Source organism: Phytobacter sp. SCO41 (assembly GCF_003073275.1).
GTDB lineage: Bacteria > Pseudomonadota > Gammaproteobacteria > Enterobacterales > Enterobacteriaceae > Phytobacter > Phytobacter diazotrophicus.
Map to the genome: position 1 here is coordinate 843991 of NZ_CP027225.1, position 24299 is coordinate 868289.

The 24299-nt window shown below is 47.6% G+C and carries 17 protein-coding genes, 1 tRNA gene and 2 pseudogenes; 8 read left to right on the forward strand and 12 right to left on the reverse strand.

Translation table 11 applies throughout. From position 1 onward, the window contains the following. Positions 1 to 2: 2 nt before the first annotated feature. A complete protein-coding gene (locus C5523_RS04180; protein WP_071194569.1) occupies positions 3 to 2192 on the reverse strand; it encodes a TonB-dependent siderophore receptor in 2190 nt (729 codons plus the stop codon). Between the two features lie 1124 nt (positions 2193 to 3316). Here C5523_RS04180 and C5523_RS04190 point away from each other — a divergent pair. Both C5523_RS04190 and C5523_RS04195 read left to right on the forward strand, forming a co-directional pair. Beyond that, positions 3317 to 4312, forward strand: coding sequence for a DGQHR domain-containing protein (locus tag C5523_RS04190; protein ID WP_108700633.1), 996 nt, complete (start codon positions 3317 to 3319; stop codon positions 4310 to 4312). After that, positions 4312 to 5196 carry a hypothetical protein gene (locus C5523_RS04195; protein WP_108700634.1) on the forward strand — a complete coding sequence of 295 codons (885 nt, stop codon included), beginning with the start codon at positions 4312 to 4314 and terminating at the stop codon, positions 5194 to 5196. The genes C5523_RS04190 and C5523_RS04195 overlap by 1 nt, the downstream gene beginning before the upstream one ends. Here C5523_RS04195 and C5523_RS04200 read toward each other — a convergent pair. The 9 genes and pseudogenes from C5523_RS04200 to C5523_RS04245 all read right to left on the reverse strand — a co-directional run. Then, a pseudogene (locus C5523_RS04200) lies at positions 5191 to 5431 on the reverse strand (type I restriction-modification system subunit M N-terminal domain-containing protein); the annotation flags it as partial. The gene C5523_RS04195 and the pseudogene C5523_RS04200 sit on opposite strands and share 6 nt — an antisense overlap. Before the next feature lie 203 nt (positions 5432 to 5634). Then, a complete protein-coding gene (locus C5523_RS04205; protein ID WP_223878763.1) occupies positions 5635 to 7503 on the reverse strand; it encodes a DUF262 domain-containing protein in 1869 nt (622 codons plus the stop codon). Positions 7504 to 7573: 70 nt separating this feature from the next. Continuing rightward, entirely contained in the window at positions 7574 to 7885 is a 312-nt protein-coding gene (locus C5523_RS04210; protein WP_108700636.1) for a hypothetical protein, read from the reverse strand. Between the two features lie 306 nt (positions 7886 to 8191). Further along, positions 8192 to 9359 (reverse strand): annotated as a pseudogene (locus tag C5523_RS04220) (IS3 family transposase). Positions 9360 to 9426: 67 nt separating this feature from the next. After that, complete coding sequence (locus C5523_RS04225; protein WP_223878764.1) at positions 9427 to 10233, reverse strand: integrase arm-type DNA-binding domain-containing protein; 807 nt, start codon at positions 10231 to 10233, stop codon at positions 9427 to 9429. Positions 10234 to 10727: 494 nt separating this feature from the next. Beyond that, the gene (locus C5523_RS04230; RefSeq protein WP_108700637.1) at positions 10728 to 11405 is read right to left on the reverse strand and encodes a GTPase family protein; all 678 of its coding nucleotides are present in this window, start codon (positions 11403 to 11405) and stop codon (positions 10728 to 10730) included. Continuing rightward, on the reverse strand, positions 11405 to 12397 hold the full coding sequence (locus tag C5523_RS04235; RefSeq protein WP_108700638.1) for a GTPase family protein: 993 nt from the start codon (positions 12395 to 12397) through the stop codon (positions 11405 to 11407). Before C5523_RS04235 ends, C5523_RS04230 begins: the two co-directional genes overlap by 1 nt. 1126 nt (positions 12398 to 13523) lie before the next feature. Continuing rightward, positions 13524 to 13599 (reverse strand) — tRNA-Phe (locus tag C5523_RS04240). Between the two features lie 105 nt (positions 13600 to 13704). After that, positions 13705 to 14424, reverse strand: coding sequence for a DUF554 domain-containing protein (locus C5523_RS04245; protein WP_039078045.1), 720 nt, complete (start codon positions 14422 to 14424; stop codon positions 13705 to 13707). A gap of 495 nt (positions 14425 to 14919) precedes the next feature. Between C5523_RS04245 and C5523_RS04250 the strand changes: the two genes are divergently transcribed. Next, positions 14920 to 17070 (forward strand): ornithine decarboxylase, encoded by a 2151-nt coding sequence (locus C5523_RS04250; protein ID WP_071195974.1) that lies wholly within the window; start codon positions 14920 to 14922, stop codon positions 17068 to 17070. Positions 17071 to 17168: 98 nt separating this feature from the next. Here the strand turns inward: C5523_RS04250 and C5523_RS04255 are convergent, their stop codons facing one another. Both C5523_RS04255 and C5523_RS04260 read right to left on the reverse strand, forming a co-directional pair. Continuing rightward, positions 17169 to 17867, reverse strand: a complete 699-nt coding sequence (locus tag C5523_RS04255; RefSeq protein ID WP_039078043.1) for a response regulator — start codon at positions 17865 to 17867, stop codon at positions 17169 to 17171. Then, a complete protein-coding gene (locus C5523_RS04260; RefSeq protein ID WP_108702286.1) occupies positions 17857 to 19494 on the reverse strand; it encodes a sensor histidine kinase in 1638 nt (545 codons plus the stop codon). The genes C5523_RS04255 and C5523_RS04260 overlap by 11 nt, the downstream gene beginning before the upstream one ends. 333 nt (positions 19495 to 19827) lie before the next feature. On the opposite strand from C5523_RS04260, the gene C5523_RS04265 reads away from it, so the two are divergent. The 5 genes from C5523_RS04265 to citE are packed head-to-tail and all read left to right on the forward strand — an operon-like array spanning position 19828 to position 24299. Further along, a complete protein-coding gene (locus C5523_RS04265; RefSeq protein WP_071195975.1) occupies positions 19828 to 21192 on the forward strand; it encodes a 2-hydroxycarboxylate transporter family protein in 1365 nt (454 codons plus the stop codon). A gap of 22 nt (positions 21193 to 21214) precedes the next feature. Next, complete coding sequence (locus tag C5523_RS04270; RefSeq protein ID WP_039078041.1) at positions 21215 to 22078, forward strand: fumarylacetoacetate hydrolase family protein; 864 nt, start codon at positions 21215 to 21217, stop codon at positions 22076 to 22078. A 16-nt stretch (positions 22079 to 22094) separates the two neighbouring features. After that, positions 22095 to 23114: a [citrate (pro-3S)-lyase] ligase gene (gene citC / locus C5523_RS04275; protein WP_103281496.1), complete on the forward strand. Its 1020-nt coding sequence runs from the start codon at positions 22095 to 22097 to the stop codon at positions 23112 to 23114. 19 nt (positions 23115 to 23133) lie between these two features. After that, entirely contained in the window at positions 23134 to 23427 is a 294-nt protein-coding gene (citD, locus tag C5523_RS04280) for a citrate lyase acyl carrier protein (RefSeq protein WP_039078039.1), read from the forward strand. After that, the gene (gene citE / locus C5523_RS04285; protein ID WP_039078038.1) at positions 23424 to 24299 is read left to right on the forward strand and encodes a citrate (pro-3S)-lyase subunit beta; all 876 of its coding nucleotides are present in this window, start codon (positions 23424 to 23426) and stop codon (positions 24297 to 24299) included. Before citD ends, citE begins: the two co-directional genes overlap by 4 nt.

Sequence of the window (24299 nt, forward strand, 5' to 3'; positions counted from 1 at the left end):
CATCAGAACAATACCGAGTAGTTCAGGCCGAAGGTACGACCGCGGCCTTTGTAGGTATACAGATTCTCAGCACCGTATGTTGGGCTATAAAGGCCCGGTGCGCGTTGTCCCCAGGCGGTGGTGTAATCTTCATCCAGCAGGTTTTCGACGCTAAAGCTCAGCTTGCCCACGGGCAGTACATAGCTGCCTAACAGGTCAACGGTGTTATAGCCATCGATGTGCTTACCGGCTTCGTCAGAGAGATCAAAGGTCTGGGTACTTTGCAGACGCAGCGTCCAGTCGCCCGGCCCCCAGGTGACCCATGCGCTCATTTTCGACGGGCTTGCACTGTCGACCGTCAGCTTTTGCCATTTCCCGTCAACGCGGGTTTGCGATTTGATGGCGTTAAAGTTCGCGCCGGTGCTCCACTCGCTATCAGTAAAGAAGTAATCCACCTGGCCTTCAACACCATAAATACGACGCTGGTCATCTTCAATATTGATGGTCATGTCGGTTTTATTGATGTTGATGGTTTTGTCAGAAAGTGAGTAGTAACCGGCAATTTGGGTGCGCAGATTATCCCCGGTGAAACGCCAGCCCAGCTCATACGCATCGACTTTGATACCGTCGAGTTTTGAGTCGTTGACGTTCACGCTGTTGACCAGACGATAGTGCCCATTACTCAACTGGTAGGTGCCGGAGCCGTAGTATTTCGCCAAATCCGGGATCTCAAAGCCTTGTGAGAAGTTAAACCACAACTGCTGGCGATCCGTCAGATGGCCCAGAATGCCTGCGTTAAACAGCAGGTTGTTGTAATCGGTTTTCCCGCCCGGCACCGCGTCTGCTGAGGTGGCTCTGCCTGTGGCAATCGCCTGCTGCTGCGCGTAACCAATAAAGTCATCGACCCGGTTTTCTGTGTATTGATAGCGCACGCCGCCGCTCAGGGTGATAGCGGAGATGTCGTAGCTACTTTGCAGGAAAGGAGCGAGGTTGGTGATGCTGTAACCCGGATAACGCCCGACGTTCCAGGCGTTGTCCAGCTTCATGCCACCGCTGGCCGCCGCTTTGTTAAGGTCGAAAAATTGCTGGTTGGCGTCGAAAGTTTCATGTTCGGCATCCACGCCCCATGTCAGGGTTAAATCCTCCAGTGGCTTGCTGTTGATGGTCAGCTTGCCGCCGTAGAAATCGGTCTTTTGCTGCGATGCGCCAATACTGGTCACCCGGCCGCCGGAGAGGGTAGGGAAGGGGTAGAACGTCAGGCTTTCATCACGGTAGTAAATCTGCGCGAGCAGGTCCTGGCCCCAGAAATCGGTGTTGGAATATTGCAGGTTGATCAGGTGGCGCTCGGTGCCCGGAATGCGGTCGGAGTCGAGGTTGTTTTTGTTGTACGCTTTGCCAGAACCGGTTACCGCCGAGAAATTCTCGCCAAGGTACAGGCCGTGCTTACCGTCGGATTCGCTTTTGTAATACTGAGTGGTGAGCTGCAACTGCTGATGAGCGTCGATATTCAGCGTACCGGTGCCCATGACATCCAGACGGTCTGAGTACTGCAGGCCTGTTTGAGTGTTATCGATATTGACCTCATTGCCTTTGCCGTCATACCAGCCGCCAAAGCGCTGATACGCCACCGACAGACGACCGGATGCATTGTCGTTTCCGCCGCTGACCGCCGCCGCGACGTTTTCGTCATTATCGTTATGGCTGTTAAAGCCCGTCTTCATGCCGGTCTGAAACTCGACTTCTGTTTCCGGCTGGCCTTTTTTAGTCACGATATTGATCAAACCACCGGTACTGCCGCCGCCATAGAGGGAGGTTGCGCCGGAGATAACTTCAATGCGGGCGATATTAAATGGATCGATTGAATCAAGCTGGCGACTGTCGCTGCGCGAGGAGTTTAAACGCACGCCGTCGACCATCACCATCATCGAACGACCACGCATATTCATACCGTAGTTGGTGCGGCCCTGGCTGCTGACATCCATACCGGGAATCAACTGCGCCAGCACCTCTTTGAACTCTTTACCGCCCTGAACCTGCTGTTCAATTTCCGCCTGTTCAATGACCCAGGTGGTCTGCGCCATGTCGGTAATGCTGTGATTCGCACGGCTGGCGGCCACCACCAGTGTCTCTTCTTTTTGACCTTCTGCTGCGGCATTTGCGTTTAACATCATCAGTAAACAAGGACTTAACGTCCAAAAGTAACGAGGTTTCATTATTGTGGTAATCCTGATTAATCCAAAGGTACGGCGGCGTTGATTCTCCCGTGCCGCAAGCGCATCACCTTAGTGGTGATAGTGATTATCAAGATGATATGAATTATCGTTACCATGTAAACAGTTTATGTTAAAAAATATTTCTCTAATGGCATGATTTTTATGTGGTTTATGGCGCGGGAATGTGATGTTTGGCGAGTCTTTAGAGTTAAAGGGGGGTAGCCCGGATAAGGCGCTTGCGCCGCCATCCGGGAAAGGGAGGGAATGCTCCCCCTAACACCGATTTTCTGCCTGAAGGAGAAGCGGAAACCAATAGAACGGAGTTCGATGAAGAGTCCGGTCGCAGAAAAGCAAAAACCCAGCCATAGGCTGGGTTCTCTGAATAAGTGGTGCCCGGACCCGGACTAACGCCGGAGGCGTTGAATAGCGCGCATGTCGCGCTGGCCCTAGCGGGGGGAGCCGCTTGCGGCGAATAATCGAACGGAGTTCGATGAAGAGCCCGGTCGTAGAAAAGCAAAAACCCGCCTTGTGGGCGGGTTCTCTGAATAAGTGGTGCCCGGACTCGGAATCGAACCAAAACCAAGGACACGGGGATTTTCAATCCCTTAAAAGAAGACCAAACGATCTAGTAGAACTGACAGCCTTTTACTGGATTACCTTAAGAAAAATGCTTCAGTTGGGCGCTACAAGCCTCAAATGAGGTTCAAACACAGCGTTTCGAAGCTACCATACTCCTACCATCAAATTGCCATGGTTTAAAATGGCCCATCTTCGTATCCAAGTTCTATCAACTATATTGCGTTAGGTGAGAGAACTTCATCATGAGCAAGCAAAGTAATTACATCGCTTTACTAACATTTTTTATGGGGTTGAGTGCTTACATTTAATCTCACAAAGCTCTTTTGTTGTGCATGGCGGCTTTGGTAAAGCAGAGTTTTTATGATTTTTGTGTTTTATAATACTACCAAGATGCGACCATACATCCAGGAAGAACTTATACTGAGTGTAATCCTTGACAAGTGATTGATTTTGTGAGTACTTTGATTTTAAAACTTAGAGGCAGTATGATCTTTTATCGATTATGGCTATGCCTTTTTATTTCACTCTACTGATGAAGGCCAAAAATGACAGTATTCGAGAATTTTGGATTAGATTTAAGCAGAGGTAAAATCAGTTTCTATCTAACTACAATGACTCCAGAGCAATTATTTCAGTGTGTCAGAGTTTCGAGAGTTGAAGAAGACCTTGATAGTGGTTTTCAACGAGCTTTGGATGCTTCTAGAGCTAAGAAAATATCTAAATATCTTCTAGAGGAAAGAGTAATTCCGGGTGCAATAATTTTATCATGCCAAGATCCATCAGAAATAAAATATGACAATACTACTTCTAGGCTGAGTTTTGGATTAACTAATGGTTTATTTTTGGTCATAGATGGACAGCATAGACTATACGGTTCTCATTTAGCAAGCGAGACGTTAAGAGATTTGAAAGTACCTGTTTGTATTCTATCTGGATTGAATAAAAACGAAGAAATTCAGTATTTCATAGATATTAACTCTAATCAAAAAGGTGTCCCTAAAACTCTTAGGATTGAACTCACAAAATATCTTGTCGATGAAGATTCAACAGATGGTATAAGATTAAAATTATTTGAGGAATTGAGTCAAGATAAAGATTTTCCTTTATATGGGCGTATGAGTTCAATTCAAAAAGGTAGAGGGTATTTATCACATGTTCCATTTGAGGCTGCTGTAAATAGAATATTGGTTTTATCACCTTTAAAGGATTTACAGTATGAAGCAAAAAAAAGATTGATATTTAATTTCCTGTCTGGCGTCTATAGAAACTTAGAAGAAGTAGGCCAACAGGCTCGACTAGTTCAATCTGCAGTTTTCCAAGCCATATTCAGAACATTTGAAAAAGCTTGCCATATGGCAATGGCTTACGAAGGTAACTATAAGGTTGAGTCATTTGAGAGTGTATTTGAGGTATTGCAAAGAATTGATTTCGAGTCGCACTCCGGTACTAACGAAGATACAATAAACAAACTTTCTCAAGATATTATAGATCTTATGGATATTGATCTGAAAGCAAAAATGCCTCAGCAGGATTTATTTTAATGAATAAAATTGTTGGTTACTTGTCCGATAAAATTGAAAAGCGCTTGCTGAGTTTGATGGAAGCCTCCAATTTTGATAAAGAGGATATTACATCAATCAACGTAAATGGTACTACAAAACGAATATTGTTAGACGATGGTTTTGTGGTTTTGAAAACAGGACATCCGGGGAGGTTTGAGGCTAATACAAATTCGCAGTTAGTCTTCTCAGAGTCACTTTTGATTGATTTTTTAATAGGATACTACAGGGTCAGGACACAATATGATAACCTTAAGAAGCTCGTTGATAGCAAGGATTATAACCCATCATGGCCTCTGGTAACTGCATATTATTGTGCATTTTTTTCAGCCATTGATATTCTAAGGATTTTTAAAATAGTAAATATAGGATTTGATGATAGAGATATTGCAAGCTTATGTTCAAAAATTGAAGGTGATCATGAGAATGTTTATATTCATAGGAATTATGTCGGTGTAATCAGTGAGGACTACCAGAAAATAAAATTTGTCAGCTCTGCTGAAAAACCACATAAAGCAACATGGGTTGGTCTCAAAAAATATGTTTTCGATGAAATAAATAAGAAGAAAAATGATTGGGTGGAAATTGCTATTATATCTAATATTCTGGATGGGAAACGAAACTGGTCCTTTCCTAGTGATGTTAGGAATAATTGGAATTATAAACGTGCTGATCTTTTCTCTTCAAATGGAATGGAAATTGGAAAAGAGTTTAAGAAAATTATAGGGGATAGCGATAAAGCGGTTTCATGGCTTTCATCCAATGCAACCTGTGGAGGAGAAAAACATCATGCAGCATCAATAGCTATGTTATGCGAGGTTTTGTACTCTTCAATTGACAATGCGTATAGTAATTTATTCAAATGAATTACACCTGATGGCATCGTCTTTGATGTCGTCGGTAATGATGCTGTCATCAAGTGCTGCATAATGAATGCTCCAATCTTCCATGTAGCTGGAAAAATTCATCACTGATGAAGTGGTAGAAAAGCACACCGAGTACATACTGTTTAAAATCCCATCCATCTACTGAGCCTCTGACATCATTGGCAATGGCCCAGATTTGACGGTGTAGCTCTGCACGCTGCTGAAGGCTTGTCATTTCTTATCCTGTTGTATGTTTCTTATGTACTGTTATTGGCCCGATTTTATCGCAATTTCATATTGATGACAGGCTTTGTATGTCATGCGTTGCACTGAGAATACGTTTGCCCGTTTGTGTAGCCAACGTTCTTTCAGTCAGGCCAGTAGAAACATTGCGCTGACCATCAGTACTGAAGCCCCGGCACTATCGGGGCTGAACGTTCAGTCGGTGAGAATTTCTTCATCCGTATCCATTGTGGATGGTGATGAATCTATTTTTGTTGTAAGAAACACCCGATTCAGTAGTCTTTGCTTCAGGGCGCTTCTTCGCTCATTGTAGAAATCCGGGAAGCGACTGAATTCAATATTTTCATCTGAAACTAACAGCATTGATGGCGAATAGTTGTTTGATGACTGAGATAACCATTGTTTCAAGGAAGTATCATGTTTACTTATATTCTGAGAATGATTCAGTAAATGAAGATTAGGTATGGTGTCCCAGTGTTCCGGGTTTTCATAAAAGCCGAGATTCTCCGGTGAGTTCGCAACATAATCTAATTTTTCAAGATATTTCTTTGAGAAGTGATTTCTTGGGTGAAGGTGATCAATATGAAATACCTCGGTTGGATTCATTTCAGGGAACAGAAGATGCAATAGTGCACGGCAACGACCTTCGCCATATCTGATATTGAGAAGGCTTTCGATGTATTCGTCGTCAAATCTGAGATCTTTATTCGAGCCTTTATATCTGTCAATAATCTTCTCAAGAGGAAAATGAATATCTGAAAGACTATTCTTCATTACATCTCTGATGCTCGTGAGTAGTGCATCGGCCTGGCTTCCAAAGATCCCTTTCAGAAGTACCATGTAAAACCACTGGCTAATTATTGAGCGTTCATTGTGGTTTTTATTCAGGAGATTAATCGTTGTATATAATGAATGTCCATTGATTTGCTTTTTGTAAAGCCAGTAGACCACAGGAATGACTGCGTTTTTAGATATCAAAGACTGCGGGTTGATGCCGAATCGTCTGATGAGTATAAAAGTCTCCTTGATACAAGATCTTATTTCAGACCATTGCTGTTGTATCTTACCGACCTCCTCTGAAGTGAAGTTTTTTACTTTGAACCGGACGTCAGAGTCAATAAGCATCAGGCTGGTTTTTAAGAACCAGTCTCTTTCAATATAAAAACCCATTTCATTATTCTGATAAATGTTTTTTGTCAGTTCATCCAGTTCTCTTCTGAAATCCCCCTGCCAGTGCGCTACCGCTATTGACATCAGTAAGTCTGAGAACTCAAGTTTTGTCCCTCCGCTGTTCGTGCGTATGAAAACATCCAAAACATGGTCAATGTCCTGACTGCTCTCATTGAAGTAATGGATGATGTTCTCAGTTCTTATTTTTGTATAAAGTTTAAGCAGGGTTTTTCTGGAGAATTCGCTGGAAATGAGTCCTCTTTTTTCGAGTTCTGGTACGACAACTTTAAATAAAATATCATCCGGAGAATCATGTTGCTCGTATTTGAATATTTCGTGAAGGCAGAACCAGTGATGTTTGTTATCGGTAAGTGAATCAGTGTATTGCTTGTCGGTCAGAAACCTGAAGTTGTACTTCATCATGAGTTCGTCGTCTGACTTAAGTGGCGCTGTTAAATCGACGTAAAGCTTTCTGGGCGGCAGGATGCGATCATCCTGTGCCGAAGGCCACCATACCCGGGGTTGTTTATACGCATACGTTCCACACAATCCAATATATAAAGATGTGAGACGCTGCTGACCATCAATCACCGCCTTGAAATCATGGAACCCTGCATTTGTTGGTACGCAGGGATTTTCTTCATTAAATCGCTGGCAGTATTCTTTCAGGAATTCATAGAATTTGTAATCGTTTTTAATGCTGGCACTACGGATATCCCACATCATGAAAGAGTTTATCGGGTAGTCTCGCATGATGGAGTCAAAAAGAAGACATATCTGCATGCTGCTCCAGACAAATTTCCTTTGAATTGCAGGCAGAAGATAGTGGCGTAAATTAATCGAATCTATTGCTTGTTTTATTGTTATTGCCTTTTCATACTGGCCAGCCATCATAAACCTCATATGTTATTTTAGCTGGCCAATTTTAATTTAAAGAGTGTCAGGAGTACAGTCTTTGCACAAACTAATTTATGCAACGGAAAAGTTGACGGCTCGGCTTATGTTTTTCATTCGGGTAGAATCGCATTGCGGATGCACAAAGTGATGATACCTGCCTCGCTATGTTTTTACCAAAGTTAACAAGAAGACCGTGTTTTATCTTTTCACCGTCGGTCCTGATGCTGATGATAAAACTGAACTGATATACTGTTATGTCAGCCAGGTCATTGCCAAACGTTACGCTGGCTGCTCTGTTTATTTCTTTTTCATAGTCACGCAGGTCAGTGTTAAGTTTTGCTGCCGTATAAACAAGTGCGTATTCTCTATCAATAATCATAACTTTCTCACTTTACATGTTAATGTGATTAAATCATCACTAATAATATGTTGTGGTTTTAATTACGATTATTCGTTTGTTTTTTTGCCCCTGTAATCCATTATCTGATGAATAATGTTCATGTGGGGTAACGCTTCCATAAAGTCAGACTGTTCAATCAGTGAAATAAGTGCATTATCGATTTCAAAGGTTGTATCCGGTAATACCTCAACCAGCCTGATTTGGGACAGGGATATGACGAACACGCCCGATAAAGCACATCCGGCAAGAAACCACTCCGCATGGCTGCAAAGCAGACTGTAGTGGTCAACAAAAACTGGCCACCGCTTTAGAGTTTTTCCAGTATCGACTTTCCGATTCGTTTGGTGGTAATCCACCGTTATAGTCATGCGGCCTTAGCGAGCTGTAATACCCGACGATATAGTCTGTGATCGCATGAGCAGCTTCGCTAAAGTTTATATAACCTGTCACTGGCACCCACTCGTTTTTCAGACTCCGGAAGAAGCGTTCCATCGGGCTGTTGTCCCAACAGTTTCCACGTCGGCTCATACTCTGCCTGATTCGGCAACGCCATAGTAACTGCCGGAACTGCCTGCTTGTATAGTGGCTACCCTGGTCACTGTGGAACATCACTCCGGCTGGTTTACCGCGAGCTTCCCACGCCATTTCCAGCGCTTTGATGGTCAGCTTGCTGTCCGGTGAGAATGACATTGCCCAACCCACCGGTTTCCTTGCGAACAGATCGAGAACAACAGCAAGGTAAGCCCAACGCTTGCCTGTCCAGATATACATCACATCGCCGCACCACACCTGATTCGGTTCTGTCACTGCAAACTGTCGCTCAAGGCGATTCGGGATAACGATGTGTTCATGACCACCACGTTTATATCGGTGGGTAGGCTGCTGACAACTCACCAGACCCAGTTCTTTCATGAGCCTTCCGGCAAGCCAGCGTCCCATTTTGAAGCCTCTCAGGGTTGCCATAATCGCGATACTTCTTGCGCCAGCAGAGCCATGGCTGATGTTATGCAGTTCCAGAACCTGACTACGTAACATAGCTCGCCTGCCGTCTGGCTTTTCTGAGCTTTTTCCCCAGTATTTGTAGCTGCTGCGATGAACCCCGAACACGTGACAAAGTGTGACCACAGGATACTGCGCTCTGAGTTTCCCGATTAACGAGAACTGTTCAGGAGTCTGACATCAAGAGCGCGGTAGCCTTTTTTAATATGTCGTTTTCCATTTCAATGCGTTGTAGCTTTTTCTTCAGCTCACGTATTTCAATCTGTTCCGGGGTTATAGGGGAGGCTTTAGGTATTTTGCCCTGTCGTTCATCCCGCAACTGCTTTACCCATCGCGTCATGGTAGAAAGACCCACATCCATAGCGCTGGCCGCAGCTGCAACGGTGTAGTTCTGATCAAGTACCAGTTGAGCGGATTCGCGTTTAAATTCTGCGCTGAAATTTCTTTTTTTCATTGAGGCACCTGTAATGTTCTGAGGTGAGCATATCACCTCTGTTCAGGTGGCCAAATTCAGTAAACCACTACACCGGAAGCCATAAGGTGCGTTTTACCGGGTCAAGATTTTCCCACTTTGCCAGACGCAGTTCATCGCGCCGAAGTCCGATGAGCAGTAACAGTTTGACATAACGGGCAGCAACCGGGCTGATATCCTTATCGGAGGAGAGGAAAATACGACGAATTTCATCCTCGGTGAAATAGCGTTGTCGGGCGTTGTTTTCCCTGAGAAGCTGTACAACTCTTGCTTGATGAACAAAGGTGATGCTTTGCCTTCCAGCCCAGGTAAACACCGCTTTAATCAGTACGATGACACGGTTACAGGTTGCTGCTGACAGTGAAATACTTAGCATTTGCTGGAGTCTAAGAATGCTGCGGGGTGTTATATCACTTAGCAGCATCTGACCAATGGCGGGGCGGATATGATCCCGGTAGCGCTGAATGTCCTTTCTCCAGCTACGTTTAGTGGATTCTGCCCATGGCAGATAATGCTGATTAAAGAGTTCATCAAACGTCATCTCTTTTCTCTTGCTTTCGCGTTCCTGTTTAGTGTCAGTACCTGTGGCAAGCGAGCGTTTATGTTCCAAAGCAATTTTACGAGCAAGAGCGACATCCACCTCTGGCCAGTGATCGATGGCTATGGCACGTTTTCGTCCATGATAGAGGTAGCGGAGCAAAAACTTTTTACGTCCTTCTCCCTTGCTGACCAGACATTTCAGGCCAGAAATCTCGGAGTCGCTGTATTCGGCATCAGTGCTGCGTGAATCTGATGAGTTTGGGGGGAGGGATTTAATGAGCTGACTGGTAAAACGGAAGCGTTTCGGACGGGACATATTACCTCCTGTGACTGGTGTTAAGTACGTCAGGGTTGACCCATCCCCGGCACGGCGTTGTTAATCGCTGAGCTGACTTTCTGGCGTGGCGAAAGAAATGCTATTGCCACATGAAATGAATGAAGAGGAGAAATGCAGCAAGAACAGGCTTTACGGTCTGACTCTGGTCTTAAGTGGAAAGATTGCCGTTGGGGAAGTGTTCACAGAAATAATATGTGTTTAAGTCGGATACAATTACCTGCCATCAGGGTAAGGACCATTGCCCATATGTGGCTGGTTTCGGAGTCGGCTATGTGCTGTGAATTCAACGGGGTGATTCAACGCTATCCTTAATCAAAGGGGGCGTTGCCATGAAACGAATCACGCGCATTTACTACATGCCAGAAAAAGTTAAAAAAATCCCCGATGTTAACACCAGGGGGTTGTGTATAAGAGACAGCTACTTGAGAGGACTGTTATCTGATATAGCGTATTTGAGTGCATTCAGTATTTGGCTAAAAACGTCTGGTATGCGGAAGCTGGCATAGTATCTGTTCCTGAAGGCTGGAAATGTTATATTTATGATATGCACTGTAGAAAATCGGCAGTTCTATGGTTAATCCTGTCGATTCATTAATTCTACGTTGAATGGAACTGCTTTTTTCCTCAAGGAACGATAGTAGTTCTGGTTCTGGCTTATTCTTTGCGTAATTCCAATACCTTCCCTTCATTGCTTGATCTGCCTGATTTATTGCAACAATAACCCTCTCTGGTTCAATACAATGAAGAACAACATTATCCAATAATTTTAATGTTGTTCCTAAATCACGGCTTCCTCCATCTAGAATAACTAAAGCGATATCTATAAAACCAAATAAATCTTCTCCGCCTTTAGCTTTTACTTTTTTTGAAAGAAGAAATGATAGATCCTTAGAATATATTTTATCTTCATTAATACCATCGCCAAAACCTGCTGTATCGTGAATCCTAAAATACTCACTTACATTGTAAGACGATATAATTTTGGTTTCCGGCTCAACACCATCACCTACAGCAGCAACACCACTACCAAATAAACAATTAATAGTGGTGCTTTTGCCAACCCCTGTTGCTCCGACAAGAGCTAAATCTAGAGGGATAAGAAGATTTCTCATTCTAGCTATATCAAAAAATCTAGATGAAAATTCAGGCATCAAGAAAATAACCCCCCCAGAAAGCCGAAGATACCCCCAGCAACTCCGCCAACTACCCTTCCTAAAACCTCGCCGGATTTACCAAAAATACCACCTATAGAACCACCAATGTCAGATCCAGAGCTTGCACCTTTTGATACCGATTTCGTTAATGATTCAATAAATGTTTCTTTTATTTCTTTTTGATAGTCCTCTAACTTATCATCTTTCTCCCACATGGTTTCTTTTTTATTAACATCATTAGCAAAAACTATTCTTTTTTCTTCTTTCGTTTTCCTAAGAATATATGCAAAAAGCTTAGATAAGTTATATGGCTTTTGTTCCTCATTTTCATCTTTGTATCCAGCCGAATAATAAATTGGAGTAACATCAACTCCGGTGGCCTCTTTTATTCTTTTTCTTGTTGATAAAACCTTCTCATTAAGGAAATCAATTAATTTTGGTTCCGGGATATTTCCATTGTAATCCCAGTGTTTACCTTTCATTGCCATGTCGGCTTGATTTATAGCAACAAGAAGTCGAGAATGGTCGTCACCTAAATTTGGTATTATAACATTGTTAATCAATTCAAACGAGGTACCCAAATCCCTGCTGCTACCATCAAGAATAACAAGAACCAAATCGATTAAAAGATCACCGTTATCATCTTTCTCAACTAGCTTGTTAATGATATTTTTTGCATGTCGACGATCTGCTTCCTTCCCATCACCAAGGCCTGGTGAATCAAAAAGTACAATGTTATCTAACTCATACTTTGAAATTGACATTGTTTCCGGATCAACACCAGTCCCAACCTTAGCTTTATCAAAATCAAACAATGCATTTATTGTAGAAGATTTTCCTGAGCCAGTAGCACCAGTAATCAAAATGTTAACTTTTGTATCTTTAAGGCTGGCTAAGTTTTTAAATACCGCAGCTTTGTCATTATCACTAAGCTTTTTATCATTTTGGAATTTTTCAATTAACTTATCAAAGAAATTTTGGCTGCGCATAGATATCCTATTTAAAATTATCTATCTTTTTTCTGAAAAAAGGTAGTCTACTAATATTTACGTATTTAATGGCTCGGTTACAATATATTCATAACTACTAATTGCGGACTGAAACAAAATCGTGCAAAAAGCATACAGCGAGTGTGTTTTTTGAGCCAGGTTTGCAAGTAACGAAAACGTAATTTTCATTTACGCTTTGCATTAAAGCTATTTGTCATGAAGTTTACCTCTTTCAGGCTTGTTAATTAATTCGCTGGAGAAATAAACGTTAACCTATCCTCGGTCAGTGTCAAGAAAATTATCACCTTCCATTAACTGTTTTTTTCGTTCCTAATTCATCTTCACCGTATTTTTCTATTGATAGTTTATTATTTTCCCTGATCAGGGTTCCATATGTATTTGCTGTGTGGGCAATCCCCCGCTGGTTCATGTAGAACGCTGTTAGCAACGTCCGCAGATCGCTCACAGTTGGCCTTCAACTCAGTTAACTTAGCCGCTTTGTGCCAGGAGTGGGCATTGCTAATAGTTAGAGTGTGTGATTTGCTCCCCGTTGATTAAGCACAGCGTTGTATTGGTTCGTTGAACCCCAGCTTAGAGCGGATACTCAGGTTTAACAGTCCAGTACGTTTAGCTCAAGTAGTATTACTACGGATAAATCATTTTATGATGACGTGGAGGACGGGGGATTCAGGTAATGTTAAGAAATGAAAGGCTTAAATGCGATTATTACAGATGGAGGAGATGGTGGATACCCCCGACTGACAGGGGAGGATTTATGAAGTTGAGTTCTTCCCCCTTGATGAAGAGGAGTCTCCCCGGTTTTCCCCCAAGGTGATGATGGGTAATTTCTTGTTAAATAAGGTAAAACATGAAATTCCCCGTTTCCCCCATGTTTTCTACTTCATTATGAATGATCTGAGAGAAAGGAACCGTAGAGGACCGTAGAAAGACCGTAGCTGTGAGGTTAGGAAAAGGCATATCAGAAGATGTTGAGGTGTCTAACAATAAAGAACCTCTGCGAAAATGGCGAGAAATCCAGCAACCAAATAACGTGCTGCAACGATCAGAAATCTACCGTAGCGAAGAAAGGAAAAAGCCCCGCTTTTCAGCGAGGCCTTATAAATAGTGGTGCCCGGACTCGGAATCGAACCAAGGACACGGGGATTTTCAATCCCCTGCTCTACCGACTGAGCTATCCGGGCAACGGGGCGCATTAAACCCGATCCGCCTCGCCTCGTCAACGAAATTTCTTCAAATCGTTGCAGACTGCACAATCTATCACCACTTTGCTGATGATGCACGCGAACTCAGGCAAAAAAAGTGGTCCACAGGGCAGAGAGCGGCATCGCAAGCACCAGTGCAGGCAGCATATTCGCCACCGCAAACATCTTAATTCCACAAATCCTTAGGCCCGTTGCCAGCAACAGCACGCCGCCTACGGCGGTGAAATCACCCATCATCGCGGGTGTGGTCAACGGTAAAATAAGCGTGGCGCAGGTAGCGAGCGTCAGTTGAATAATAAGCATCGGTACGGAGATGAACGCGACGGCAAAACCTAACGAAGTCGCGAATATCACCGCCGTGAAAAAATCGAGAAACGCTTTGGCAATCAGCAGGCTTGGGTCACCGGTCATCCCCTCACGCATGGCGCCGAAAATCCCGGTGCCACTGGCGCAAAACAAAATGATAATCGCCACCAGGCTTTGGATAAACGATTCGTGAGCATCCAGCGCATGGCTTGCTGAGCGGCGCTTTTGTACTAATTTACGTAAACCGTTCACCGCGCCGCTGATACCGCGCTCCACATAACAGAGTTCACCTATCAAGGTGCCAACCAGGGTTGCAAGCACCATAACGGGCAGATTGACGCATTTAATCACCAGCAAAATGCCGATGCCCAGCGAGGCAAGACCAAAGATCGAGGGCATTGAGGAGCGAACCCGCTCCGGTAAACGGTGGCTCAGCAGTGCACCAATCGTTCCCCCCAGCAAAACGGCGGCGGCGTTGATATAAGGTCCTGTTAACACGTTTTTTCTCCAGAGGTTTTGCGAACACAACTGCATAGTATGACGCAACGAAGCACATTATTATGCCCGATTAATGCGGGTAATAACTGTATTTAGCTTTTGAATATAATCACTTATGAAAATCATTAAAAAGGCAATTGCATTATGTTGCATTTGGCCTTCGCTTCGTTGGTTGCACCTGCGAAAAAATGATGACATGATTGCGCGAATTTTCTTCACAACCTCACGGGGACACCTGAAATGACGCAGATTTTATCGCTCATACAGAGACGCCGCGCCACGCTGCGAACGTGCACCCGTTCAGTTTTATCCCATACTACACTCACCATGCGGTGAGGCTACCGTACGCTCACTTCAGGACAACATTAAAATCAGAGTGTATCTGCTTTTACTGATGTCTGGCGGTCGGAGCGGGTTCCAGTCAGACACGTTCGTTGGGTAAGGCGCCTGCTTTGCCCGGGGCCTTTTCTTCCCCTGAAACGGGTATCTGTGCTTATGAAAACAATGAAAATTGCCGTCAGCCGCGAGCTGATCTCCACCCTGTCTACCCACCGCCAGATGGTGACGCTGGACAGTACCGATTTTACGGATGTGGCGGCAGTCGTCATTACGCTGGCGGAAAGCCGTAGCGGCATTCTGGCCTTGCTCAAACGGACGGGCTTCAACGTGCCGGTATTCTTATTTGACCAGACGTTGGAAGAAACGCCGGACGGCGTCACGGCGGTGATTAATGGCAAAGAGCAGGACTGGCTGGAGCTGGAGACCGCCGCCTGTGATTATGAAGATAATTTGCTGCCGCCGTTTTTCGATACGCTACGTCAATATGTCGAGATGAAAAACGACACCTTCGCCTGTCCTGGTCATCAGCACGGTGAGTTCTTTAAAAAGCATCCGGCGGGCCGACAGTTCTACGATTTCTTTGGTGAAAATGTTTTTCGCGCTGACATGTGCAATGCCGACGTGAAGCTGGGGGATCTGCTGATTCACGAAGGCTCCGCTAAACATGCGCAGAAGTTTGCGGCGAAAGTGTTCAACGCAGATAAAACCTACTTTGTGCTGAACGGCACTTCTGCCGCGAATAAAGTTGTTACCAACGCGCTGCTGACGCGTGGCGATCTGGTGCTGTTTGACCGTAACAACCACAAATCCAACCACCATGGCGCGCTGATTCAGGCCGGGGCGACGCCTGTGTATCTGGAAGCCTCCCGCAACCCGTTCGGTTTTATCGGTGGCATTGATGAACACTGTTTTGATGAAAAATACCTGCGCGAACTGATCCGCGAAGTAGCGCCGGAAAAAGCCAACCAGCCGCGCCCGTTTCGTCTGGCGGTGATCCAGCTCGGCACCTATGACGGCACGATCTATAACGCCCGTCAGGTGATCGACAAAATCGGCACCTTGTGTGACTACATTTTGTTTGACTCGGCATGGGTGGGGTACGAACAGTTCATTCCGATGATGGCCGACACGTCGCCGTTGCTGCTGGAACTCAATGAGAACGATCCGGGGATCTTCGTTACCCAGTCCGTGCATAAGCAGCAGGCCGGTTTCTCGCAAACCTCGCAGATCCATAAAAAAGATAATCATCTGCGCGGCCAGGCACGTTTCTGCCCGCATAAGCGCCTGAACAACGCCTTTATGTTGCACGCCTCGACCAGCCCGTTCTACCCGTTGTTTGCGGCACTCGACGTGAACGCCAAAATCCATCAGGGGGAAAGTGGTCGCCGCCTGTGGGCCGAGTGCGTAGAAGTGGGGATTGAGGCGCGCAAATCGATTATCGCCAACTGCAAAATGATCCAGCCGTTCGTGCCGCCAGTCATTGCCGGGCGACCGTGGCAGGATCATCCGACAGAGATCATTGCTCGCGAGCGTCGCTTCTTTAGCTTTGAGCCCGGTGCAAGCTGGCACGGTTTTGAAGGTTACGCGCAGGATCAGTACTTTGTGGATCCCTGTAAGCTACTGCTCACCACGCCGGGCATTGATGCGCAAACGGGTGAGTACACTGAGTTTGGTATTCCGGCGACGATCCTCGCCAACTACCTGCGTGAGAACGGCATTGTGCCGGAAAAATGCGACCTTAACTCTATTCTGTTCCTGCTGACACCAGCGGAAAGCACAGCGAAGATGGCCCATCTGGTGGCCATGCTGTCGCAGTTTGAGCGTCACATAGAAGACGATACGCCGCTGGCAGATGTGTTGCCGACCATCTACAACAAGTATCCGGTGCGTTATCGCGACTATACACTCCGCCAGCTTTGCCAGGAGATGCATGATCTTTACGTCAGCTTCGATGTGAAAGATCTGCAAAAAGAGATGTTTCGCAAGGCGAGTTTCCCGGCGGTTGCCGTCAACCCGCAGGATGCCCATCAGGAGTATATTCGCGGCAACGTGGAGCTGGTGCGTATCAGTGAGGCGGAAGGACGGATTGCGGCAGAAGGAGCGCTGCCGTACCCGCCTGGTGTGCTATGCGTGGTGCCTGGTGAAGTGTGGGGCGGCGCGGTACAACGCTACTTCCTGGCGCTGGAAGAGGGCGTCAATTTGCTGCCAGGTTTCTCGCCGGAGCTGCAGGGGGTCTACTCCGAGACAGATGCCGATGGGATTAAGCGCTTATACGGCAATGTGTTGAAACAGTCCTCTGCGGTCTGATGCCCTCACCCCGGCCCTCTCCCACAGGGAGAGGGCGGATAGCCCGGATGTCGCTTACTAATCCGGGATACGTTCAGGTGAGGTGAAAACCGCGAAACCTATACCCCTTCGCCCGCACGGCGGTACATCCTGCGTGGATGCCCAATCTTGCCATATTGCATCTCAACCGATAAAAAACCGGACTCCACGCCGTGCTCCAGGTAGCGGCGGGCGGTGGTCTTACTGAGCCCCGTCTCCGTCACCACTTCATCCACGGAAAAACAGCGCTCACCCGCATCGGCAAACAGGGTCTGTACGCGAGACAGTGTATTCTCCTCGATCCCTTTACTGCCGTTATCCAGCTTGTAGTTCTTTGCCTGCAACTGATACAGCGAATCCACGTTCTGCTGATCGACAATCTTCCACACCCGTTGCTGCTCGGTGAACTGCACAAAACGTTCCAGTGACTGGCTCAGACGTTTCCACGACACCGGTTTAAGAATGTAATCAAACGCGCCGTTGCGAATCGCCTGGCTACAGGTATCCATGTCACTGGCGGCGGTAATGAAAATAACCGAACAGTTGGCGCGAATGATCATCGGGTCGCTAATCAGCGTAATCCCTTTGCCATCCGGCAGATAATTATCGAGCAACACCAGTTGTGGTTGCTTACTGGCGAGCAGCGCCTTCGCTTCTGCCAGGGATGTGGCGATACCCACCAGCCGCAATCGTGGATGCTTACCAATCAGTTCTGCATGGAGCTGCGCCAGCTCGTTTTCATCTTCTACTATCAGCACATCTATCTGTTCATGTCGCATAATTCTGATCTTCCAGAGTCGGAGCGGGGCGTTGTATCTGACCCGTTTCCGGAATAAATAAAGAGAAAATCGTTCCGCGCGGCGCGTTATCAGAAACTTCAATGGTGCCGCCCACCTGCGTGACATAGCTGGAGATCAGATACAGGCCGATGCCATGATCGCCGTTGCGTTTCGTTGTCATCCCTCGGTCAAAAATACGATCCCGAAGGGACGGGTCGATCCCGATGCCGCGATCTGCCACTTCAATAATCAGCTCGCGCTCATTTTGCAGGATCAAGACCTCAACGGGCTCGTGCGGCAACGCGGCGCGTTGCGTTGCTTCAATGGCGTTATCCAGCAGGTTACCAATAATCGATATCAGTTCGGCTTCCACCAGCAGGTGCGCGGGGCGCGACATCTGGCAGCCAGGGTCAAAAACCAACTCTACCCCTTTTTCCCTTGCGCGGGCCGCTTTACCCAGCAGCAAACCGCACAATGTAGGGGAGCTAAAACGTGACGAAATAAAGTCAAGCAGCTCCTGCGCATGCTCCGACTGGGCCTGAAGATAACGAATTGCCTCGTCGTAGCGTTCCATATGCAGCAGGCCGGAAAGTGTCGTCATCCGGTTAAGCTGCTCGTGGCGCATGATACGCAGGTTATCGACATAACGTTTCACCTGGCTCAACTGGGCGCTGAGGCTGTCGATTTCATTACGATCGCGAAAGGTAATGACCCAACCTTGCAGCTTATCTTCCAGCATAATGCGCACACGGCTGGCAATGACTGTCGCGTGATTAAAACGGCAGATCTCATCGTGTGTATCTTTCGCCAGCATCGCACTGCGGGAGAAAAAGGGCACGGCCGGAATCACGTCGGAGATCAATTGCCCCCGCAGTTCGCGCGTGGGTTGGCTCAGATTGAGCAATGTTCTCGCGGCCTGGTTTATCACCTCGATGCGCAGATTGCTGTCGATGGCGATCACCCCTTCGTAAATCGACTCCATCATCGCTTTTTGCTGGCGCACCAGCAGGCCGATTTCTCGCGGCTCCAGTGAAAAGATCTGCTTCTTGATACTGCGGGTAAAGAACCACGAGAAGATAAACAGTGCCGCTAACAGCAGTACGGCGGCAATAAAGATATTGATTGCCTTGCCGAGGGTGATGGTATCGAGATAGCTGGTCAGATAACCCACGGAAACAATACCAATCACCTTGCCTGCGTCATTGAATATCGGTGCTTTACTGCGTAAGGAAATACCCAGGCCGCCCTGGCGGATAGTGGTCAGGCTTTTACCCTGTAACACTTCCTGATTATCGCCCCCGACAAGCGTAGTCCCCACACGGTCATCATAAACCGAATGGAATAGATGAATGCCTTTATCATCGCCAATGACAATAAAACTGGCATCGCTGCGATCGACTACTTGTTGCATAAATTCTGCAATCGCGGGAATATCTTTTTCCGCAACCGATTTGCGTAAATTCGGAATTATCGCTATTTCTTCAGCTTGTATTTTTGCTCGCGTACTCATTTCCTGATAAAGCTGGCGACCGACATCGATATAATAATAACCACCCAGTAAGATGAACAAACCGGAGAAAAACAGTACCAGCGAAATAAAGAGCTTAATCTGGAAGGAAACTTTCATGGTGTGGTACGCACAGAGCAACAAAAACGGTAATGTAACATCTTTCCTGTTGACAGTGGCGAGTTTACTGGAAACTTGTGATCCCTTGCACACCTGATGCTGACTGGCGACGCTAAAGAAACAAAGACTTTCTGGAAATGTTATTAACTTGTTTTTTTATTTAAAAAAACCATAAAAACCACGGAAATAATTACGGCATTAATCACACTAAATTAAAGAAACCATAAAAACCATAGGTGCCATTAAAACTTCGGTTTTATTATGCTGCGCCTCACATAACGTAAAAACCTGGCCCTTTAAGCTACAAATGCAAAATAACCAAGGGGCTTAATTATGAGCACAACTGACGATTCTTTTTCTATTACCTCTGAGTCGCTATCGATTCAAAAACCATCATTGAAAGACAGATGGTGGCACATTATGGATACCTGGAAAGTCGGGATTATTCCATTGCCGTTGTTTTTACTTGCTGGTGCATTAATCGCCATCGATTGTCTGGGTGGTAAATTACCCAGTGATATCGTTGTGATGGTCGCAACGCTGGCGTTTTTCGGCTTCGCCTGTGGTGAGTTCGGTAAACGCCTGCCGATTATCGGTAAACTGGGTGCGGCGGCGATTTGCGCTACCTTCATCCCTTCTGCAATGGTCTATTATGGCCTGCTGCCGGATGTGGTTGTCGAGTCCACCACCAAGTTCTACAAATCCACTAACATTCTGTACCTCTACATCTGCTGCATTATTGTCGGCAGTATTATGAGCATGAATCGCACCACGCTGATTCAGGGCTTCCTGCGTATTTTCTTCCCGATGCTGTGTGGCGAAATCGTCGGCATGCTGGTTGGGATGGGCGTGGGGCTGCTGCTCGGTCTCGAACCGTTCCAGATCTTCTTCTTTATCATTCTGCCAATCATGGCGGGTGGTGTGGGTGAAGGCGCCATTCCGCTTTCTATCGGTTACGCCACCATTCTGCATATGGATCAGGGCGTTGCGCTGGGTCGCGTACTGCCGATGGTAATGCTTGGCGGCCTGACTGCCATCATTATCTCTGGCTGTCTGAACCAACTGGGTAAACGCTTCCCGCACCTGACTGGTGAAGGTCAGTTGATGCCGAATCGTGATAACACCGATGAGAAAACCCCTGCTACGCCTGCGTTCAGCGGTAAAGCTGACGTCACCACTATCGCATCCGGTGCGCTGCTGGCCGTGCTGCTGTACATGCTGGGTATGCTGGGCCACAAACTGATTGGTCTGCCAGCGCCGGTTGGCATGCTGTTTATGGCGGTGCTGGTCAAACTGGTTCACGGCGTATCGCCGAAGATCCTTGAAGGTTCTCAGGTCGTTTACAAATTCTTCCAGACCTCTGTGACTTACCCAATCCTCTTCGCTGTGGGCGTGGCTATCACCCCGTGGCAGGAGCTGGTACACGCATTCACCCTCACTAACCTGTTGGTGATTGTCAGCACCGTGTCCGCGCTGGTCGCCACGGGCTTCTTCGTAGGTAAAAAAATCGGTATGCATCCGATTGATGTCGCCATCGTCTCCTGCTGTCAGAGCGGGCAGGGTGGCACCGGGGATGTTGCCATCCTCACTGCAGGTAACCGTATGAGCCTGATGCCGTTCGCCCAGATCGCTACCCGTATCGGCGGCGCGATCAACGTCTCGGTATCACTGCTGGTTCTCGGCAACTTCCTCGTCTGATTCATGTGTTACAGGAACTGATATGAAACTCGCAAGCTTTGTCCATCAGGGGATCCGCAGTTACGGGATCGTGAAGGCGGATGGTGTGATCAATCTGGGACGCCGTCTGGGCGATCGTTACAGCGATTTGAAATCGTTGCTCGCTGCCAACGCGTTAAATGAAGCGCAGCAGTTGTCTGGTGAAAAACCGGATCTGAGCTTCGATGCGCTGGAATTTCTGCCGGTGATTGATAACCCAGGGAAAATTCTTTGCGTCGGCATGAACTACGCCGACAAACGTAAAGAGTTTGATCAGCACAACCCGGCACCGACGCTGTTCGTCCGTTTTGCCGATTCGCAAACCGGCCACCAGACTCCGGTACTCAAACCGCGTCACTCCAGCGAGTTTGATTACGAAGGTGAACTGGCGGTGATCATCGGCAAAAGCGGAGAGAACATCTCCCGTGAAGAGGCATTGAGCCATGTTGGCGGTTATAGCTGCTATATGGACGGTTCTGCACGCGACTGGCAGCACACCTGGTTTACCGCCGGTAAAAACTGGCGTCAGACCGGTGCGTTCGGTCCGTGGATGACCACGGCGGATGAGATTCCGGATCCGCACAGTCTGGCGATCCGCACCTGGCTGAATGGCCGCATGGTGCAGGAAGACAACACCGCCAGCATGATCCACAAAGTGGCGGAGCTTATCGAGTACATCAGTACCTTCACGCGCCTGAATGCTGGCGATGTGATCATCACCGGTTCACCGGGTGGCGTTGGCAAAAAACGTAATCCACCGCTGTTCATGAACGCGGGCGATCGCATCGAAGTGGAGATCGAGAATATCGGTCATCTCAGCAATGTGATTATGGACGCGCCAGCCTTATCGCTGTCGCCCATGCACTAAGGAACGCGGCGGATTTATGCAAGCACAACCTCCCATTGATTTTCGCATTGCGGATGTCACAAGCGGCGCGCAGCGTTTTACGCAGATTCGTAATCTGCTCGCGGACAGCGGCTTAGGCATGGACAACGATATCACCACTTTCGTTGAAGCCTGGTCGGGACTCCGGCTGGTGGGTTGTGCGGGCCTGGCCGCCAATGTCATCAAATGTGTGGCGGTAGATGAAAACCTGCGCGGCGAAAATCTTAGCGCCCGTTTGCTGGCTGAGGTGGAACACCTCGCGCTGTCACGGGGCCATTTTCATCTGTTCCTCTGTACGCGCCCCTGTAACAAGGAGCGCTTTGCACACAGCGGATTCTGGCCTATTGCGCAGAGCGGCAACAACGCGGTGTTAATGGAAAACACGCCCTTTGGCATCAGCCGTTACTGCCGCTCATTGCAGCCTTATCGCGTAGAAGGAAAGCGCGTTGGGGCTATCGTGATGAACGCTAATCCGTTCACCCTTGGGCACCGCCATCTGGTGGAACAAGCGGCGCATTCCTGCGACCACTTACATCTGTTCGTGGTTCAGGAGGATGCGTCGTTTTTCCCCTTCACCGACCGTCTGGACATGGTACGGGCAGGGGTCGCTCATCTGCCAAACGTGACCGTTCACAAGGGATCGGAATACATCATTTCGCGGGCGACATTTCCGGCCTATTTCCTCAAAGAGACCGGCAAGGTACAGCAGGCGTGGAGCGAAATCGATCTGCTGATTTTTCGCGACCACATCGCCCCCGCGCTGGGTATTACCCATCGATTTATCGGCTCAGAGCCGTTTTGCGATATTACGCGCCAGTACAACCAGACTATGCACCGCCTGCTTACAGGCGCGGTAGAGGTGGTGGAGATCCCGCGCATCAAAGCCACGGGCAATGCCATCTCTGCCTCGGAAGTTCGTCGTCTACTTAAGACGCACCAGTTTTCCCGTATTCGGGAAATAGTACCGGATACCACTTTCGTGCATCTCGAAACGCACTACAGCGCGGAAGTCGCTTAAAAAACTCAGGAAATAAATTATGAAAATTGTTAGGGAGGCGCTGGCCGGGACTATGGAGTCCAGCGACCTGATGGTGAAAATAGCCCCCGCTGATGGCGAGCTGGACATCGTCATCCACAGTGAAGTGATTAAGCAGTTTGGCGATCAAATTCGCCATGTGGTGACCACCACGCTGCGCGCCATGGAAGTCCACCAGGGACTGATCATTATTGAAGATAAAGGTGCGCTGGATTGTGTGATCCGCGCCCGCCTACAGAGCGCGGTATTACGCGCCAGTGACAGTGACAATATTGACTGGGAGAAACTGCAATGAAAAAGCTTCGTCGTAGCATGCTGTTTCTCCCAGGCGCCAACGCCGCCATGCTTTCCAACTCGTTTATTTACCGCCCGGACTCCATCATGTTTGACCTGGAAGATGCCGTGGCGCTGCGTGAAAAAGACACTGCGCGTCTGCTGGTCTTTCATGCGCTGCAACACCCGATGTACGAAGACATCGAAACCGTCGTTCGTATCAACCCGCTCAATACCCCGTTTGGCCTGAAAGATCTGGAAGCCGTGGTGCGCGCCGGGGTGGATGTGGTTCGTCTGCCAAAAACCGACACGCCGGAAGATATTTACGAACTCGAACGCCATCTTGAACGCATCGAAATGGCCTGCGGGCGTGAAATTGGATCCACGAAGGTGATGGCGGCGATCGAATCCGCGATCGGCGTTATCAATGCCGTGGCGATCGCGCGCAGTTCTCAGCGTCTGATTGGCATCGCGCTGGCGGCGTTTGACTACGTGATGGACATGCAAACCGAACGCGGCGACGGCACCGAGCTGTTCTATGCCCGCTGTGCCGTACTGCATGCGGCACGTGCCGCCGGGATCGACGCCTTTGACGTGGTGTGGTCGGACGTAAATGACGAAGCCGGTTTCCTGCGCGAAGTCGATCTGATCCGCAAAATGGGCTTTAACGGTAAGTCGCTGATCAACCCGCGCCAGATCGATCTGCTGCACAACGCGTATGCGCCAACGCAGCACGAAGTGGATCACGCGAAGTTAGTGATCGAAGCCGCAGAAGAGGGCGAACGCAACGGGCTGGGCGTGGTGTCGCTGAACGGTAAGATGATCGACGGCCCCATTATTAATCATGCGCGAATGGTGCTGGAACGTGCCGCCGCGTCCGGCGTGCGTCGGTAA

Bases quoted from the DNA above. Each gene is read 5' to 3' on its own strand.
- C5523_RS04235 (WP_108700638.1), bottom strand. From the start codon at position 12,397: ATGCGCAGCCAAAATTTCTTTGATAAGTTAATTGAAAAATTCCAAAAT.
- citE (WP_039078038.1), top strand. From the start codon at position 23,424: ATGAAAAAGCTTCGTCGTAGCATGCTGTTTCTCCCAGGCGCCAACGCC.
- C5523_RS04260 (WP_108702286.1), bottom strand. From the start codon at position 19,494: ATGAAAGTTTCCTTCCAGATTAAGCTCTTTATTTCGCTGGTACTGTTT.
- citD (WP_039078039.1), top strand. From the start codon at position 23,134: ATGAAAATTGTTAGGGAGGCGCTGGCCGGGACTATGGAGTCCAGCGAC.
- C5523_RS04270 (WP_039078041.1), top strand. From the start codon at position 21,215: ATGAAACTCGCAAGCTTTGTCCATCAGGGGATCCGCAGTTACGGGATC.
- C5523_RS04180 (WP_071194569.1), bottom strand. From the start codon at position 2,192: ATGAAACCTCGTTACTTTTGGACGTTAAGTCCTTGTTTACTGATGATG.
- C5523_RS04190 (WP_108700633.1), top strand. From the start codon at position 3,317: ATGACAGTATTCGAGAATTTTGGATTAGATTTAAGCAGAGGTAAAATC.
- C5523_RS04250 (WP_071195974.1), top strand. From the start codon at position 14,920: ATGAAAACAATGAAAATTGCCGTCAGCCGCGAGCTGATCTCCACCCTG.
- C5523_RS04205 (WP_223878763.1), bottom strand. From the start codon at position 7,503: ATGATGGCTGGCCAGTATGAAAAGGCAATAACAATAAAACAAGCAATA.
- C5523_RS04225 (WP_223878764.1), bottom strand. From the start codon at position 10,233: ATGTCCCGTCCGAAACGCTTCCGTTTTACCAGTCAGCTCATTAAATCC.
- C5523_RS04265 (WP_071195975.1), top strand. From the start codon at position 19,828: ATGAGCACAACTGACGATTCTTTTTCTATTACCTCTGAGTCGCTATCG.
- citC (WP_103281496.1), top strand. From the start codon at position 22,095: ATGCAAGCACAACCTCCCATTGATTTTCGCATTGCGGATGTCACAAGC.
- C5523_RS04255 (WP_039078043.1), bottom strand. From the start codon at position 17,867: ATGCGACATGAACAGATAGATGTGCTGATAGTAGAAGATGAAAACGAG.
- C5523_RS04230 (WP_108700637.1), bottom strand. From the start codon at position 11,405: ATGCCTGAATTTTCATCTAGATTTTTTGATATAGCTAGAATGAGAAAT.
- C5523_RS04210 (WP_108700636.1), bottom strand. From the start codon at position 7,885: ATGATTATTGATAGAGAATACGCACTTGTTTATACGGCAGCAAAACTT.
- C5523_RS04195 (WP_108700634.1), top strand. From the start codon at position 4,312: ATGAATAAAATTGTTGGTTACTTGTCCGATAAAATTGAAAAGCGCTTG.